The following is a 13098-nucleotide window of genomic DNA, read 5'->3' as shown; positions in this document are numbered from 1 at the left end:
TAATTTACAGCGCGTCTGCTTCTGGTGCTGGCGCTGGTGCCGCGGGCACCAGCCGCATACGCACAAAGTTGATGTGCTGGCGCAGGACGTAAATCTGATCTGCAAACGCCGCGGGCATCTTGACTGTAATCACCGCTTTTTCGATATCGCTTAAGCGTTGCATCAGCGCTTCACGCTCAACAGCATCCAAGGGCTGCAAGGCTGCGCGCTCTAGCGCCATCAAATCGCCGTAGTAACGATAGATGCGATTTTTAATGCGCCAGCCGTAGATCGACGGCACCATGCGCAAGCCCGGAATCAGTACAACCAATATCGGCAGCAACACCACCAAGGTGCGATCCAACAAGCTCGCTAACCAGAACGGCAGGTTGCGATACATAAAGCCTTTGCCAGATTGGTAATAGCGTGATGCGTCATTGCTGATTGGAATATCGCGCTGCAAAGGTGCGGGAAACTCACCGGCTTTCTGCATCAGCGTGGCGCGTCCATTCACTTCACGCGCTGCTTCAATCAAGAGATCAGACAAAGCGGGATGCAAATCCTGACGCGCGATCAATTCAACGGTCGGCGCCAACATGATTGTTGGCTTGGCCGGCAGGTTTTCACCAAGATCAAAAGCCCCAGCTGGAATTTCAATTTTGCTTAAGTAACGAAAGCGGCGCAGATAGCCTTCTGCCTGCGGGTAATCGAACAGGTTGACGCCGGGCGTGTGCAGCAACTGACGAAGATTTGAAGGCGCCGCCGAATCGCCGGATAAAAATATGGCGTCGACCTTGCGATCAATCAGCGCTTGCATCGCGACTGCGCCTTCCAAGGTTTCCAGTTTTGTCGGGCCTTCATCGGGCTTGATGCCATTGGCCTTGAGCAGCGCTAGCGCCAAGAAGCGCGTGCCGCTCCCTTCCCTGCCGATGGCAATGCGCTTGCCTTTGAGTTGCGACAGTCGCTCTATCGCTTTCGGCGCGCGATAAAAAATTGAGACCGGCTGATAGAACACACTGCCTAAAGAAACCAGATTGCTGACATCCGTGTCCGTAGCCAAGCCGCTCGGAACAAAACCAATATCAATCTTGGAATCGGGATCTGCCAACTGTTGCAGATTGTCCAAAGAACCTTGTGATGGCAGCAGGTTGAGTTTGATGCCGTTGCGCTTAAGGATGACGGCATACTTCTCGGCATTCTTGCGATACGTACTGCCCTCGCTGCCGCTCACCATATTCAAAGTATCGGGTGGCGCAGGCCGCACAAAGTGCATCGCGATAATCAGCGCCAAAGCGCTCAGCACAAGCACTGGGCCTAGAGACAGTGACAGATCGCGCCAAGAAATTTTCGAAACTTTCGGCAGCTTACTCAACCAGCGGCGAGCCTTAACCTGCTGCTCTTTTTTTTGATCGATCACTTTGCAATCTCCGTTTGCTTCACTTCAAAGGCTGCAAGCTGTAGGAGGCCGGTCAAACCGACCTTACATTTCTTCGTCCTTGGCGACGAGAGCGGGCAGCGCACGTGACAGGATCGCACGAATCTTGCCCATACCAATTTCTATCGACTGATGAATCTCTGCATGAATGTCGCCATTGCCCATGATGCCTGCGCCCCAGTTCACGCTGAGTGCGAGGCAGGCGTAATCAAGGCCCAGTTCACGTGCGAGTGAGGCTTCTGGCATTCCGGTCATACCGACCATATCGCAGCCATCGCGCTTCATGCGCTGAATCTCCGCCGTCGTTTCCAAGCGCGGCCCTTGAGTCACGCCCATCACACCGGATTCAGCGATATCAATGCCCGCAGCCAATGCCCCGTGTAACAACTCGCGGCGCACGCGCTCGGAGTACGGTTCCGTCATCTCGACGTGCTTAAGCTCAGAGCCTTCGCTGCCATCGGAATAAGTGAATTCGCGGCCGTAGGTGTAGTCAATCACATCATGCGGCACGGCAACGCCCGCAGGTGGAAACCATGGCGCGATGCCACCGACAGCTGCAATCGCAACAACACTTTTTACGCCAGCTTCACGCAACGCCCATGCATTGGCGCGATAGTTGATCGCATGCGGCGGAAGCTTGTGGCCCTCGCCATGACGCGCGAGAAAAATCGCGCGCACGCCGTAGACCTTGCCTTCCAGCAATGGTGCTGATGGTTTGCCATATGGCGTATCGACATCGTGACGCTTCTCGATCACCAAGCCCGGCCACTGATTCATGCCAGTGCCGCCGATGACGGCGATTGTTGTACTCATAGACCTTTCACCGCATAAATTGCAGGCAGCTGACGCCAGTAACTTTTGTAATCCATGCCGCAGCCGAAGACGTAGCGATCTTCAACGGTGACGCCCACAAAATCCGCTTTAATGCCCGGCGCTTTGCGGTCGTGAATCTTCTCGGCCAGCACGGCAACTTTGACGCTCGCGGCTTCCATCTTCTGCAGCGATTCGATGATTGCAGCCAGCGTATGGCCTTCATCAAGAATGTCGTCGATCACCAACACATCGCGACCACGCACAGAAATTTCCGGGTGCGCTTTCCACAACAAGCCGCCACCAGTGGTCTCACCGCGATAACGCGTGGCGTGGAGATAATCGATCTGGAATGGAAACTTGAGACGCTGTGTGATTTCCGATGTCGGGTGCAAACCACCAATCATCACGCAGAGAATCAGCGGCTTCTTTTCTTCGTACTGGACCCGAATCGCTTCGGCCATGCGGTCATAAGCAGCGGCGATTGCGGCAGCGTCGTGCAGGCAATCAGCGTTCTTAAAAATATCCTGCGCTTCAGCGTGACGTTCCATCTCAGGCCTCTTTGCGATACAACTTTTTCAGACGATCACTCGCCGCTTTCTGCGGCTTTAAATCTTTAAGCGATTCGAGCAAACCAAGCACGCTGGCGCGGTCGTTACACACAGGCAACATGTCGCAGCCTGCATCCAGTGCAATACGTGCGCGCTCTTCCATGGAGCCGACAACAGCAGCGCCGTGCATGCTCAGGTCGTCACAGAAGATGGCGCCTTCGTAGCCTGAGCGCTTACGCAGCAGATCCTGAATCCAAATTTTCGACAACGATGCTGGCGTGTGATCCACCGAGGTGTAGCGCACGTGAGCCATCATCAGCGATTCAATGCCGTCTTTGATCAGCGCTTCGAACGGTTCCAAATCTTCTTGCAGTGCATCCATCGAGCGACGATCAACCGGCAGCTCAAGATGCGAGTCCGCAGCGACTGCGCCATGACCCGGATAGTGCTTGCCAGTTGCAGCGAGACCTGCTGCGTTGAGACCTTCGCGGAATGAGCGTGCGAGTTCAATGATGGTTGAGCAACGATTGTCGAAAGCGCGATCACCAATCACCGTGCTCACGCCAAAGTCGCGATCCAACACCGGGGCAAAGCACAGGTCGATGCCGTAGCTCGAAAGCTCTTGCCCGATAGTGAGACCGTGTAGACGCGCTTCGTCTTTTGCTTTTGCAGAATCTTCTTCGCAAAGTTTGCCCAGAGTGCGCATTGCAGGGATGCGAGTGAAGCCAACGCGAAAACGCTGCACGCGGCCGCCTTCGTGATCCACTGCGAGCAGCAAGCGCGACTTACGTGGAACAGCGAGAATTTCTTTGCACAGCGCTGCAAGCTGTTCAGGATCACGATAGTTACGCGTGAACAGAATCATGCCGCCAACCAGCGGATGCGCTAAGACCTCGCGGTCTTCAGCAGTCAGCTCTAGCCCAGCAACGTCCACCATCAGCGGGCCAAGGTGCGTCGATTGTTTACTCGTGGATGTCAACTTCTGTCCCCACCGGAATCCGGTCAAAAAGTTCGATGATGTCGGCATTGCGCATACGCACGCAGCCTTTAGAACCGGGTGCGCCGAGGCGCGTACTGTCCGGTGTACCGTGCAAATAAATATAGCGGCGGAAGGTATCAACGCAGCCCAGGCGATTGCGCCCCAGCTCCGTGCCTGACAGCCACAGAATGCGCGTGAGAATCCAATCGCGCTTCGGAAATTTTGTGTGCAACTCCGGCGTCCAGATTTCGCCAGTAGGGCGACGACGCACCATCACTGATCCTGCTGGAGCACCCGCGCCAATCTTGGCGCGAACAATATGACGGCCACGTGGCGTGCAACCGCTGCCATTGATTTCGCCGATACCATTGCCACCTGTCGACACAGCATATTCCGCCACCACGCGATCACCATCGCGTAGCTGCATGTGCTGTTTGGTCAGGTCAATGTCGATCCGCATCGGGCCAGGTTGAATAAGGGTGGATAGCGAGGTAGTGATTGTAATAGCGCCGGTCGTCCGTGAGTTCGCGTCCGACCCATTCTGGGCGCGAAAAAGCCTGATCGACCGATTCCAGCTCGATTTCGGCCACGATCAGGCCCGCATTGACGCCCAAAAACTCGTCAACCTCCCAAGTCAGACCTTCGCGTTCGACGTAATGGCGGACTTTTTCCAGCGTGCCAACGCACAGCGTTTCCAAAATCTTGCGCGCATCGTCAGCCGGCATCGGGTATTCGTATTCGGCACGGGCAGCGCCGATGACGGCAGCTTTGATATTGAGGCGTGCTTCTGTGCCTTCCAGACGCACACGTACCGAAGCACGACCACCCTCGCCCGCCAGATAGCCCTGACGCATCTCTAGCGAGCGCGCTGCCTCAGTGCGCCAGCCATCGCCAGTCACCAGAAACTTGCGTTCGATCTCAATGCCCATCAGTTCACTCTCTCGAACAACGCCATGCTTTCAACATGCGCCGTGTGCGGAAACATATCCATTACGCCTGCACGCACCAGCTTATAGCCATGCTCGTTGACGAGCGTACCGGCATCGCGCGCCAGCGTACCGGGGTGACATGACACGTAGACGATGCGCTTGGGTTTCTTGGCTGCAATCAGCGGCATCATTTCTTTTGCGCCGCTGCGCGGAGGATCAAGCAACACAGCATCAAAGTGACCCTGCATCCACGGCGCATCGACACTCGGCGTAAATAAATCGGCTTGATCGAATTGGATCTTTAAGCCCAGACGTTCGGCGTTTTCACGCGCGCGTTGCACAAGGCCCGCTTCGCCTTCGACGGCAACGAGTTCAACGCCCGTCTTTGCCAGAGGCGCAGAGAAATTTCCAAGGCCACAGAATAATTCCAGCACACGCTGGCCCGGCTGCGGCGCCAGCCATTCAATCGCGCGGCGCACGATCTGCTGGCTGATCGAGCCATTAATCTGAATAAAGTCGGTGGGCTGAAAACGTAGTTTTAGATCAGATCCGTCTGGCGAGTAATCCAACACGCGTGCAGGTGCTGACAGCGGCGTAATGGTTTCCGGTCCGCCCGTCTGCAAATAAAGATCAACGCCCTCATCCGCGGCAAATTGACGCAGACGCTCAAGATCAGCATCACTCGGCTTCTCGTTGACGCGGATCACCATGGCAACATGCTCCGCTGCGGCGATTTCAATTTGTGGCAGCGCCAAACGAATATCGAGATGATCAATCATGCGTGCCATCGCTTGCAGGCGTAGGCCCACACGCGGATCCAACACATGACAGGACTCCAGCGCTGCGAGCAACACACTTTCGCGCTCACGGAAACCAACGTAGGTCACGCCGCCTTTCTTCAATACATGCTTCACACTTAAACGGCCGCGGCGGCGATAACCCCAGACAGCGCCCGTGATCGGCGCGACGATTTCTTCAGCGTTAACCTTGCCAATACGTGCAAACGCTTCCAGCAATTGTTTTTGTTTGAAGACAATCTGACTCTCAGGCGCCAGATGTTGCAGCGAGCAACCACCACAAATTCCAAAGTGTGCGCACTTGGGTTCGACGCGATCAGGCGAAGCTTTGTCGATGGCAACAATGCGGCCTTCATCAAGATCACGGCCGGTGCGGGTGTACTTGAAGCGCACCAGTTCGCCCGGCAGAGAGTCGGCGATGAACGTAGCTTTACCGTTGATACGCGCAACGCCGCGACCATCAGCAATCAGGTCTACGATTTCCGCGCTGAATTCGCCAACGGGCAGCGTCTTTTGTCTGCGATTCTTTCTAGACAACTGAATTAGTCCGGGAACACGCCAGTCGAGATGTAGCGATCACCGCGGTCGCAGATGATGGCAACGATGGTGGCGTTTTCCACTTCTTTGCAAATCTGCAAAGCCGCCCACACCGCACCGCCGGATGAAGGACCGCAGAACAGGCCTTCTTTCGATGCCAACAAGCGCATCGTGTTTTCAGCGTTCTCGCTATTGGATTCAATCACGCGATCGACGCGCTTTTGATCAAATATTTTTGGCAGATATTCTTCTGGCCACTTGCGAATACCGGGGATGCTGCTCTCACCGTCTGGCTGTACGCCAACAATCTGAATCTGCGGGTTCACTTCTTTGAGGTAACGCGAAGTGCCCATGATGGTGCCGGTAGTGCCCATCGACGACACAAAGTGCGTGATGCCGCCATGGGTATCGCGCCAGATTTCAGGGCCAGTGCCTTCGTAATGCGCGCGTGGGTTATCGGGATTCGCAAACTGATCGAGCACGCGGCCCTTGCCATCAAGCTGCATCTGATCCGCCAGATCGCGCGCGCCTTCCATGCCCTGCTCTTTGGTGACCTGCACGATCTCTGCGCCAAATGCTTTCATCACGGCGCGACGTTCTGCCGACATATGTTCCGGCATGATCAGTACCATGCGATAACCTTTAACCGCTGCGGCCATGGCCAGTGCGATGCCGGTGTTACCGCTGGTGGCTTCAATCAGCGTATCGCCTGGCTTGATCTCGCCACGCTCTTCAGCGCGACTGATCATCGAATAGGCAGGGCGATCCTTGACCGAACCGGCCGGATTGTTGCCTTCCAGCTTGGCCAACAAGGTGTTGTTGCCGATACCCGGCAGGCGTGTCAGCCTCACCAGCGGCGTATTACCGATAAAATCGGCGAGACTGCGATAGCTATTGGGCGTGTTCATAGCCCAATTTTAACCTTTTGCCCGACAAGGAAAGACTCAGGATGGGCCTTGAAGCTTAAAAATATCTGGAACCTGCGCTTTCACAACTGGCCATGGCTGTTTTTGCCGGTTTTGATTGGCCTAGGAACCGCCCTGCTGTGCATGGCGATAGGGGTTCTGCCGCCCTTTAGCGTCCAGCTGATGACGATCTGCTTCAGCATTACCCTGTTGGCGATCGCCATTTCCATGATCGGCATGGTCCGTGTCGGACGTCCGCAACGGGACTTGCTGCGCGCAGCCCGTAACCTGGCTCAGGGCCGCATGGAAGCACGCGTACCCAACTATTTCCACGGCACCACTGGCCAGCTAGCGGAGCAAATCAACATGCTCGGTAAGCAGGTGAAGTCCCATCGAGACCATATCGACGGCAGCGTCGTGCAAATGACGTCTCATTTGCGACAAGATCAGCAGCGCCTGCAAACCTTGAACGAGGAACTGAGCAACGCGCTGGCCGAGTCACGAAAAGCCGCCGCGGCCCAAGCAGAGCTATTTTCAAATCTCTCTCACGAGCTACGCACACCACTCACAGCGATCCTCGGCTATACCGACCTCATCCGCCGCTCCGGCCTCAGTCGCGAGCAGGAGTTGCATATCGCCACTGTTGGCAAATCCGCGCGCGGCATGCTGGGCATGATCAACGACCTGCTCGATTGGAGCCGTATCGAAGCCGGACAACTGCAATTCAACGAAGACAAGCTGGATATCAACGAAGCCGTTGAAGACATCACCGCACTGCTCGCCCCACTGGCTTATGACAAAGATCTGGAGTTGGTGCGCATCGTTTATCACGACGTTCCAACGCAACTGCGTGGCGACCCACAACGCCTGCGCCAGATCCTGACCAATCTGCTCTCCAACGCCATCAAGTTCACCAACGTCGGCGGCATCGTGTTGCGCGTTTTACGTGAGCGCGATGAGCAGGACAAAGTCTGGGTCAGTTTTAGCGTTACCGACACCGGCGTCGGCATCGCACCCGAACAACAGAACCATTTATTCCAAGCCTTTCACCAAGCCAGCGGCACCGTTGGCGGTAGCGGCTTGGGCCTTTCGATCACGCGCAAACTCGCGGAACTGATGGGCGGCAATGTTGAGATGAAAAGCATCGTCGGCGAAGGTTCAACCTTCAGCGTGATGTTGCCGTTCAGCAGCACGGAAGCGTCGTCAGCGCCCACTTCAGCCGAGCCTCACTTGCGCGAGCGGCAAGCTTGGGTGTTGGAGCCGCACGCCACAGCGCGCTTGGCTTTAACGCATTGGCTTGAGTTTTGGGGTATGCATGTTCACAGCTTTGAAAGCATTGCTGAGCTCAACATTGCGCTCGCCACGCGCAGCCCCGATGTCGTCATCGTCGGCATGAAAGAAAAAGATCACGACGATCCTGATTATCTTGCCGCGTTCCAACGCTGCACATGGCGCAAGCCACCGCTGCTGGCGCTGATCGCATCTTCTTCAATTGATATGCATGCACGCGTTCGCGAAGCAGGCGCAGCCAACTGCTTGCCGAAGTCCGTGAGTCAGCTCGGTCTGTTCCGCGAGCTTGTCAATCTCACCAGTCTCAAGCCCGCGCAGAAGCAACCGCTGGCAGGACGACGTGTGTTGATTGCCGACAACAACGCCGTCAACCGTCGTTACATCGCCACGCTTTGCGGAGAACTGGCACTCACCGTGCAAGAAGCCGCCGATGGACGCGAAACCCTGCGCTACTGGCGCAACGCTGCACCGGAATATGTATTGCTTGATGCGCGCATGCCTGAGGTCGATGGACTCAATTGCGTACGCGCGATTCGCGCCGAGACGGTGCCCGGAACGCTACGCAGTCGAATCATTGTGATCAGCGCGCACCTTGAACCAGATGAGCGCAAAGCCTTGTTAGCCGCGGGTGCCGATGGCGTACTGCTAAAACCTTTCGATGGACGCGAACTCTTACGTACGCTGGCACCTCAGTTGGTCGCACCGCCACCGCCCGTTTCGGCAATGCTCACGGCTGATCCTGAAATGCTGGTGCTATTGCGTGAAGAATTGCCAATTCAGATTCGTGAACTTGAAGATGCCTTGTTCAAAAACAATCTGACCGCTTCGCGTGACGCTGCACATCAATTACGCGGCACCGCTGCGTTCTATCATCTGACAACGCTCAAGCAAGTGACTTCGGCTTTTGATCTTTATTTATTGCAGTTACACAGCCTGCAAAATGATCCTGTTTGGCCCGGAATGCTGGCCGAGATACGCACATCGTTGGATCAAGTATTGAATCAACTCAACAACAGATTGAGTTATAGCAGCTAAGAAAAAGACCGCTTAGCTCGCCGTCTCCAGCACCACCATCGCGCAGATCATTCCGCCTTCATCTGATAGCGAAACGTGCCCGCCGCTAATTCCTTTGCTGCTCAGGAGTGCCTTCAACACTGGGCTGTAAATGAGCACCGGTCTGCCATTGGCCTCACGCACGACGCCGGCATCACGAAACCCCAGTTCATCCCGGAAACCCGTACCTAATGCTTTGGAGAATGCTTCCTTGGCAGCGAAGGCCATCGCCAAATAACGGACCGGTTTCTGGTTGAGCGCAAATTCTGCTCGTTCAGCGTCACCAAGAATTTTGTCTGCGAACTTCTCGCCATGACGATCCCAGACTTTCTGGATGCGCTCCTGACGCAGAATGTCGACCCCGATGCCCCAGATCATAGGTGCCTCATTTTGCGTTTCTAGCTTCAGTCATCGCACGACGCATTTCAGCGACGGCCGCGGGCAATCCCACAAATAGTGCACGCGCCACAATGCTGTGGCCGATGTTGAGTTCAACAATCTCTGGAATCTGTGCAATCGGCGCGACGTTGTCCAAGGTCAATCCATGACCAGCATGCACTTCAATGCCAGCCTTGTGCGCTGCACGTGCGAATGCAGCGATGCGCTTGAGCTCAGCAGCGCGTGCGCTGCCTTTGGCATCAGCGTAAGCGCCGGTATGAATTTCCAGGTGCGGTACGCCAGTGCGTTTTGCAGCAGCGAGTTGGCGTGGATCAGCATCAATGAATAGTGCGACTTCAATGCCCGCTTTTGCGAGACGCTGGCAAGCAGCAGTCACCTGCGCTTCATTGCCTGCGACATCCAAGCCGCCTTCAGTCGTCACTTCTTCGCGACGCTCTGGAACCAAACACACAAAGCGTGGCTTGGCGCGCACGGCAATCGCGACCATTTCATTGGTCACTGCCATTTCAAGATTGGTCGGCGCTGCACTTTTAGCCAACAAACGCGTGACGTCGTGATCCTGAATATGACGACGATCTTCACGCAAATGAATAGTGATGCTGTCTGCACCGCTGCTCGCTGCGATCAGCGCGGCCTCCACCGGATCTGGATACGGCGTGCCGCGCGCCTGCCGCACGGTGGCGACATGGTCGATGTTTACACCGAGGCGAATCGTGCTGCGCTTTGAATTGCGGGTAGCCATAAAAATATCCGGTAAACCTGCGCTCATTTTACTCGTAATGAACTGCGAAGCTGTCGCAGCATGACGGGAGTCTCCAACGTCTTGCCACCTAACTGATTCTGGATCGCAGCCTTCAGCAGTCGGCGAGCGTGCGACTGCGCCTCTGAACTGTCGAGCGTTTCCTGCGCCAGCGCAATCAGATGCGCGCCCAGAAAGGTTGATGGCCCCTGCACTGTGGGTATCGGGCCTTCAGCCCAGTCGTATTGGTAATGCAGCTCGGGCTCCAGATCATCGGGCAGTTGCAGGCCATAGCCCAGCTCATCCAGCAGTCTCTTCTCAAAAATCCGTAGCGCGCGTTCGGCGTCGCTATCTGCCAACTGTGTCAGCGTCAGCGCATAGGTTTCGAACAGGCTTGGATGTGGGTCTTGGCGTTGCAGCAGCTTGAGAATCAGCTCGTTGACGTACCAGCCGTAGAACACACGCTCGCCAGAAATCGGCAGCGATGGGCCTGCAGCTTCAACAGCCGTCAGTCCACCCAGTTCTCCAGACTGCGTCCAACTCAGCAATAGCGGCTGCAAAGGCTGCAGCAAAGCGCGGGTTTTGGATTTGGGTCCGCGTGCACCGCGCGCAACAAAGCCAATGCGGCCATGCTCGCGGGTGAACGCTTCCACCAGCAGGCTGGTGTCGTTATACGGACGCGCGTTGAGAATGTAGCCCGGCTCCAACTGCACGCGGGCACGGGTCATCGCAGATTTACTCTTCCGAGTTGCTTAGACCAAAGCGACGCAGGGCGTGCATGTCGTCACTCCAGTTCTCGCGCACAGCGCACCAGAGTTTGAGGAAGCATTTGCGCTCAGTCATGCGTTCGATATCACGACGTGCGCTGGTGCCAACAGCCTTCAGCGTTGCGCCCTTCTCGCCGATCACGATGGCTTTCTGGCCTTCGCGCTCGACCATGATCACGGCTTCGATGCGATCCATATTGCCGTCGACTTCAAACTTCTGAACCTGAACGGTCAATGCGTAAGGCAATTCCTGATGCAGATTACGCGTCAGTTTTTCGCGAATGATTTCGGCGACAGCAAAGCTGGTGTCGTGCCCAACAATCATGTCTTCCGGATACAGCGCATCGCCTTCCGGCATGCGGCTGGTGAGTTCTTTGATCAAGCCTTCAAGATTGGATTTGCGCAGTGCCGATAGCGGAATCACAAACGCAAAGTTGCGCTTGGCAGCGAGCTTTTCCAGCAATGGGAAAAGCTTTTCCTTGTCGACAATCTTGTCGATCTTGTTGATGACCAAACCCACTGGGGTGTCGAAGTTGCTGAGACGCTGCAACACAGCTTCGTCTTCATCCGTCCAACGACTTGAGTCAACGACAAACAACAGCAAATCAACGCCATGCATCGCACCTGCTGCGGTGTCGTTCATGGCACGGTTCAGCGCCTTCTTTTGAACGATGTGCAGACCCGGCGTGTCGACAAACACGACCTGACCATCTGGGTGATGCAACACACCCTGAATGCGATGGCGGGTAGTCTGCGGTTTATGCGAGACGATGCTGACCTTCTGCCCAACGAGGACATTGAGCAGTGAGGACTTACCGACGTTAGGTCGGCCAATGATGGCAACAATACCGCTACGCATGAGCATTCTCTGAAAGTTTCTCCAGCATCATCGCTGCAGCACGTTGCTGGGCGATACGGCGACTGGGACCGGCTGACTGTGTCGTTTCCACGGCATCAGACAGCGAACAACGTACTACGAATTCGCGCTTATGGGGCGGGCCAGATTCGGACAGCACCTCATAAACGGGCAGCGCTCGGGATTGCGCCTGTAAAACTTCCTGCAGACGGGTCTTGGCGTCTTTAAGCGTCTCGTGGTCCGGTAAGTTGGACAGAAACGCGGCATACACATGCAGTGTGACCTTGCGAGCGGCATCAAAACCGGTATCAAGAAACACTGCGCCAATAACCGCTTCCAGCGCATCCGCAAGAATGGAATCACGACGGTACCCGCCGCTTTTCAGCTCGCTCTCACCAAGGTGCAATACCTCGCCAAGCTCCAGCTCGCGTCCAATCAGCGCCATCGTTTCTTCGCGAACCAGGCTGGCGCGCAAACGAGACAACGCGCCTTCTTCTGCACGAATCTGCTTGTCATAAAGCTCAGCACCGATCACAAAGTTGATCAGGCCGTCGCCCAGAAACTCCAGGCGTTCATTGTTCTGCGCACCAAAACTGCGGTGCGTTAAAGCCTGCGTCAGCAGCGCTGGATTCTTGAATTGATAATCCAGCCTGCGACACAAACGTTGAAGCAAATCACTCATTCAGACGCTGCTACAGGCACGGTATCTTCAAACGTCAGCACCAGCGAGATATTCGAAAACAAAGGCGTGCGCGCCTCGTAGGCATATGAAATCGAGCGACCACGGTCACTGCGAATCAGTTTGACCTTCTTGTAATCAAGATAGTCGATGCTGTCGATATCCCAGAAACGCTCCAAGGGACGTAACAGCGCACTGCTGTCCTGCGCGCTAGCAACGCCAGCATCCTGAGAAACGTTGTGGATCGCTTTTGCGATCTTCATTTGGTTCAAGTAAATCGGCCAGCAGCGCATCACAAGCATCGCCGTAAAGCCGATCACCGCGAAAACAAACAGAAGCCCAAACATGCCAAGGCCGCGTTGTCTCTTTTGTGAATGATTCATTGCCCCACTC

Annotated in this window: 15 protein-coding genes; 1 reads left to right on the top strand and 14 read right to left on the bottom strand. The window is 55.6% G+C overall.

Annotation, left to right across the window (positions count from 1 at the left end; genetic code table 11):
• Positions 1-4: 4 nt before the first annotated feature.
• The 8 genes from CJD38_RS03345 to cysM form a co-directional block, all read right to left on the bottom strand.
• A complete protein-coding gene (locus CJD38_RS03345) occupies positions 5-1396 on the bottom strand; it encodes a TAXI family TRAP transporter solute-binding subunit (protein WP_206362863.1) in 1392 nt (463 codons plus the stop codon).
• A 63-nt stretch (positions 1397-1459) separates the two neighbouring features.
• Complete coding sequence (locus tag CJD38_RS03340) at positions 1460-2227, bottom strand: S-methyl-5'-thioinosine phosphorylase (protein WP_107938858.1); 768 nt, start codon at positions 2225-2227, stop codon at positions 1460-1462.
• Entirely contained in the window at positions 2224-2775 is a 552-nt protein-coding gene (locus CJD38_RS03335) for a hypoxanthine-guanine phosphoribosyltransferase (protein WP_107938857.1), read from the bottom strand. Before CJD38_RS03335 ends, CJD38_RS03340 begins: the two co-directional genes overlap by 4 nt.
• A 1-nt stretch (position 2776) precedes the next feature.
• Positions 2777-3754 carry a beta-N-acetylhexosaminidase gene (gene nagZ / locus CJD38_RS03330; protein ID WP_240783510.1) on the bottom strand — a complete coding sequence of 326 codons (978 nt, stop codon included), beginning with the start codon at positions 3752-3754 and terminating at the stop codon, positions 2777-2779.
• Positions 3738-4214: a L,D-transpeptidase gene (locus CJD38_RS03325; RefSeq protein WP_107938855.1), complete on the bottom strand. Its 477-nt coding sequence runs from the start codon at positions 4212-4214 to the stop codon at positions 3738-3740. The genes nagZ and CJD38_RS03325 overlap by 17 nt, the downstream gene beginning before the upstream one ends.
• Positions 4198-4683 (bottom strand): CYTH domain-containing protein, encoded by a 486-nt coding sequence (locus CJD38_RS03320; RefSeq protein ID WP_107938854.1) that lies wholly within the window; start codon positions 4681-4683, stop codon positions 4198-4200. The genes CJD38_RS03325 and CJD38_RS03320 overlap by 17 nt, the downstream gene beginning before the upstream one ends.
• A complete protein-coding gene (gene rlmD, locus CJD38_RS03315) occupies positions 4683-6017 on the bottom strand; it encodes a 23S rRNA (uracil(1939)-C(5))-methyltransferase RlmD (RefSeq protein WP_107938853.1) in 1335 nt (444 codons plus the stop codon). The genes CJD38_RS03320 and rlmD overlap by 1 nt, the downstream gene beginning before the upstream one ends.
• Before the next feature lie 5 nt (positions 6018-6022).
• Positions 6023-6925, bottom strand: a complete 903-nt coding sequence (gene cysM, locus CJD38_RS03310) for a cysteine synthase CysM (protein ID WP_107938852.1) — start codon at positions 6923-6925, stop codon at positions 6023-6025.
• A 48-nt stretch (positions 6926-6973) separates the two neighbouring features.
• On the opposite strand from cysM, the gene CJD38_RS03305 reads away from it, so the two are divergent.
• Complete coding sequence (locus CJD38_RS03305; protein ID WP_107938851.1) at positions 6974-9247, top strand: response regulator; 2274 nt, start codon at positions 6974-6976, stop codon at positions 9245-9247.
• A gap of 12 nt (positions 9248-9259) precedes the next feature.
• Here CJD38_RS03305 and acpS read toward each other — a convergent pair whose 3' ends face one another.
• The 6 genes from acpS to CJD38_RS03275 are packed head-to-tail and all read right to left on the bottom strand — an operon-like array spanning position 9260 to position 13088.
• Entirely contained in the window at positions 9260-9643 is a 384-nt protein-coding gene (acpS, locus tag CJD38_RS03300; protein WP_107938850.1) for a holo-ACP synthase, read from the bottom strand.
• Between the two features lie 7 nt (positions 9644-9650).
• Entirely contained in the window at positions 9651-10433 is a 783-nt protein-coding gene (gene pdxJ / locus CJD38_RS03295; RefSeq protein ID WP_240783509.1) for a pyridoxine 5'-phosphate synthase, read from the bottom strand.
• Positions 10430-11131 carry a DNA repair protein RecO gene (recO, locus tag CJD38_RS03290; RefSeq protein ID WP_107938848.1) on the bottom strand — a complete coding sequence of 234 codons (702 nt, stop codon included), beginning with the start codon at positions 11129-11131 and terminating at the stop codon, positions 10430-10432. The genes pdxJ and recO overlap by 4 nt, the downstream gene beginning before the upstream one ends.
• A gap of 7 nt (positions 11132-11138) precedes the next feature.
• A complete protein-coding gene (era, locus tag CJD38_RS03285; RefSeq protein ID WP_107939018.1) occupies positions 11139-12029 on the bottom strand; it encodes a GTPase Era in 891 nt (296 codons plus the stop codon).
• Complete coding sequence (gene rnc, locus CJD38_RS03280) at positions 12022-12708, bottom strand: ribonuclease III (protein ID WP_107938847.1); 687 nt, start codon at positions 12706-12708, stop codon at positions 12022-12024. Before rnc ends, era begins: the two co-directional genes overlap by 8 nt.
• Positions 12705-13088 (bottom strand): DUF4845 domain-containing protein, encoded by a 384-nt coding sequence (locus CJD38_RS03275; RefSeq protein WP_107938846.1) that lies wholly within the window; start codon positions 13086-13088, stop codon positions 12705-12707. Before CJD38_RS03275 ends, rnc begins: the two co-directional genes overlap by 4 nt.
• Positions 13089-13098: the final 10 nt, after the last annotated feature.

The organism is Stenotrophobium rhamnosiphilum, from assembly GCF_003052265.1.
Lineage (GTDB): Bacteria > Pseudomonadota > Gammaproteobacteria > Nevskiales > Nevskiaceae > Stenotrophobium > Stenotrophobium rhamnosiphilum.
Note: the sequence above shows the minus strand (reverse complement) of the source record. Positions and strands in the feature narration are given on the sequence as shown.

Bases quoted from the DNA above. Each gene is read 5' to 3' on its own strand.
- CJD38_RS03340 (WP_107938858.1), bottom strand. From the start codon at position 2,227: ATGAGTACAACAATCGCCGTCATCGGCGGCACTGGCATGAATCAGTGG.
- CJD38_RS03335 (WP_107938857.1), bottom strand. From the start codon at position 2,775: ATGGAACGTCACGCTGAAGCGCAGGATATTTTTAAGAACGCTGATTGC.
- CJD38_RS03325 (WP_107938855.1), bottom strand. From the start codon at position 4,214: ATGCGGATCGACATTGACCTGACCAAACAGCACATGCAGCTACGCGAT.
- CJD38_RS03320 (WP_107938854.1), bottom strand. From the start codon at position 4,683: ATGGGCATTGAGATCGAACGCAAGTTTCTGGTGACTGGCGATGGCTGG.
- cysM (WP_107938852.1), bottom strand. From the start codon at position 6,925: ATGAACACGCCCAATAGCTATCGCAGTCTCGCCGATTTTATCGGTAAT.
- acpS (WP_107938850.1), bottom strand. From the start codon at position 9,643: ATGATCTGGGGCATCGGGGTCGACATTCTGCGTCAGGAGCGCATCCAG.
- pdxJ (WP_240783509.1), bottom strand. From the start codon at position 10,433: ATGAGCGCAGGTTTACCGGATATTTTTATGGCTACCCGCAATTCAAAG.
- recO (WP_107938848.1), bottom strand. From the start codon at position 11,131: ATGACCCGTGCCCGCGTGCAGTTGGAGCCGGGCTACATTCTCAACGCG.
- era (WP_107939018.1), bottom strand. From the start codon at position 12,029: ATGCGTAGCGGTATTGTTGCCATCATTGGCCGACCTAACGTCGGTAAG.
- rnc (WP_107938847.1), bottom strand. From the start codon at position 12,708: ATGAGTGATTTGCTTCAACGTTTGTGTCGCAGGCTGGATTATCAATTC.
- CJD38_RS03275 (WP_107938846.1), bottom strand. From the start codon at position 13,088: ATGAATCATTCACAAAAGAGACAACGCGGCCTTGGCATGTTTGGGCTT.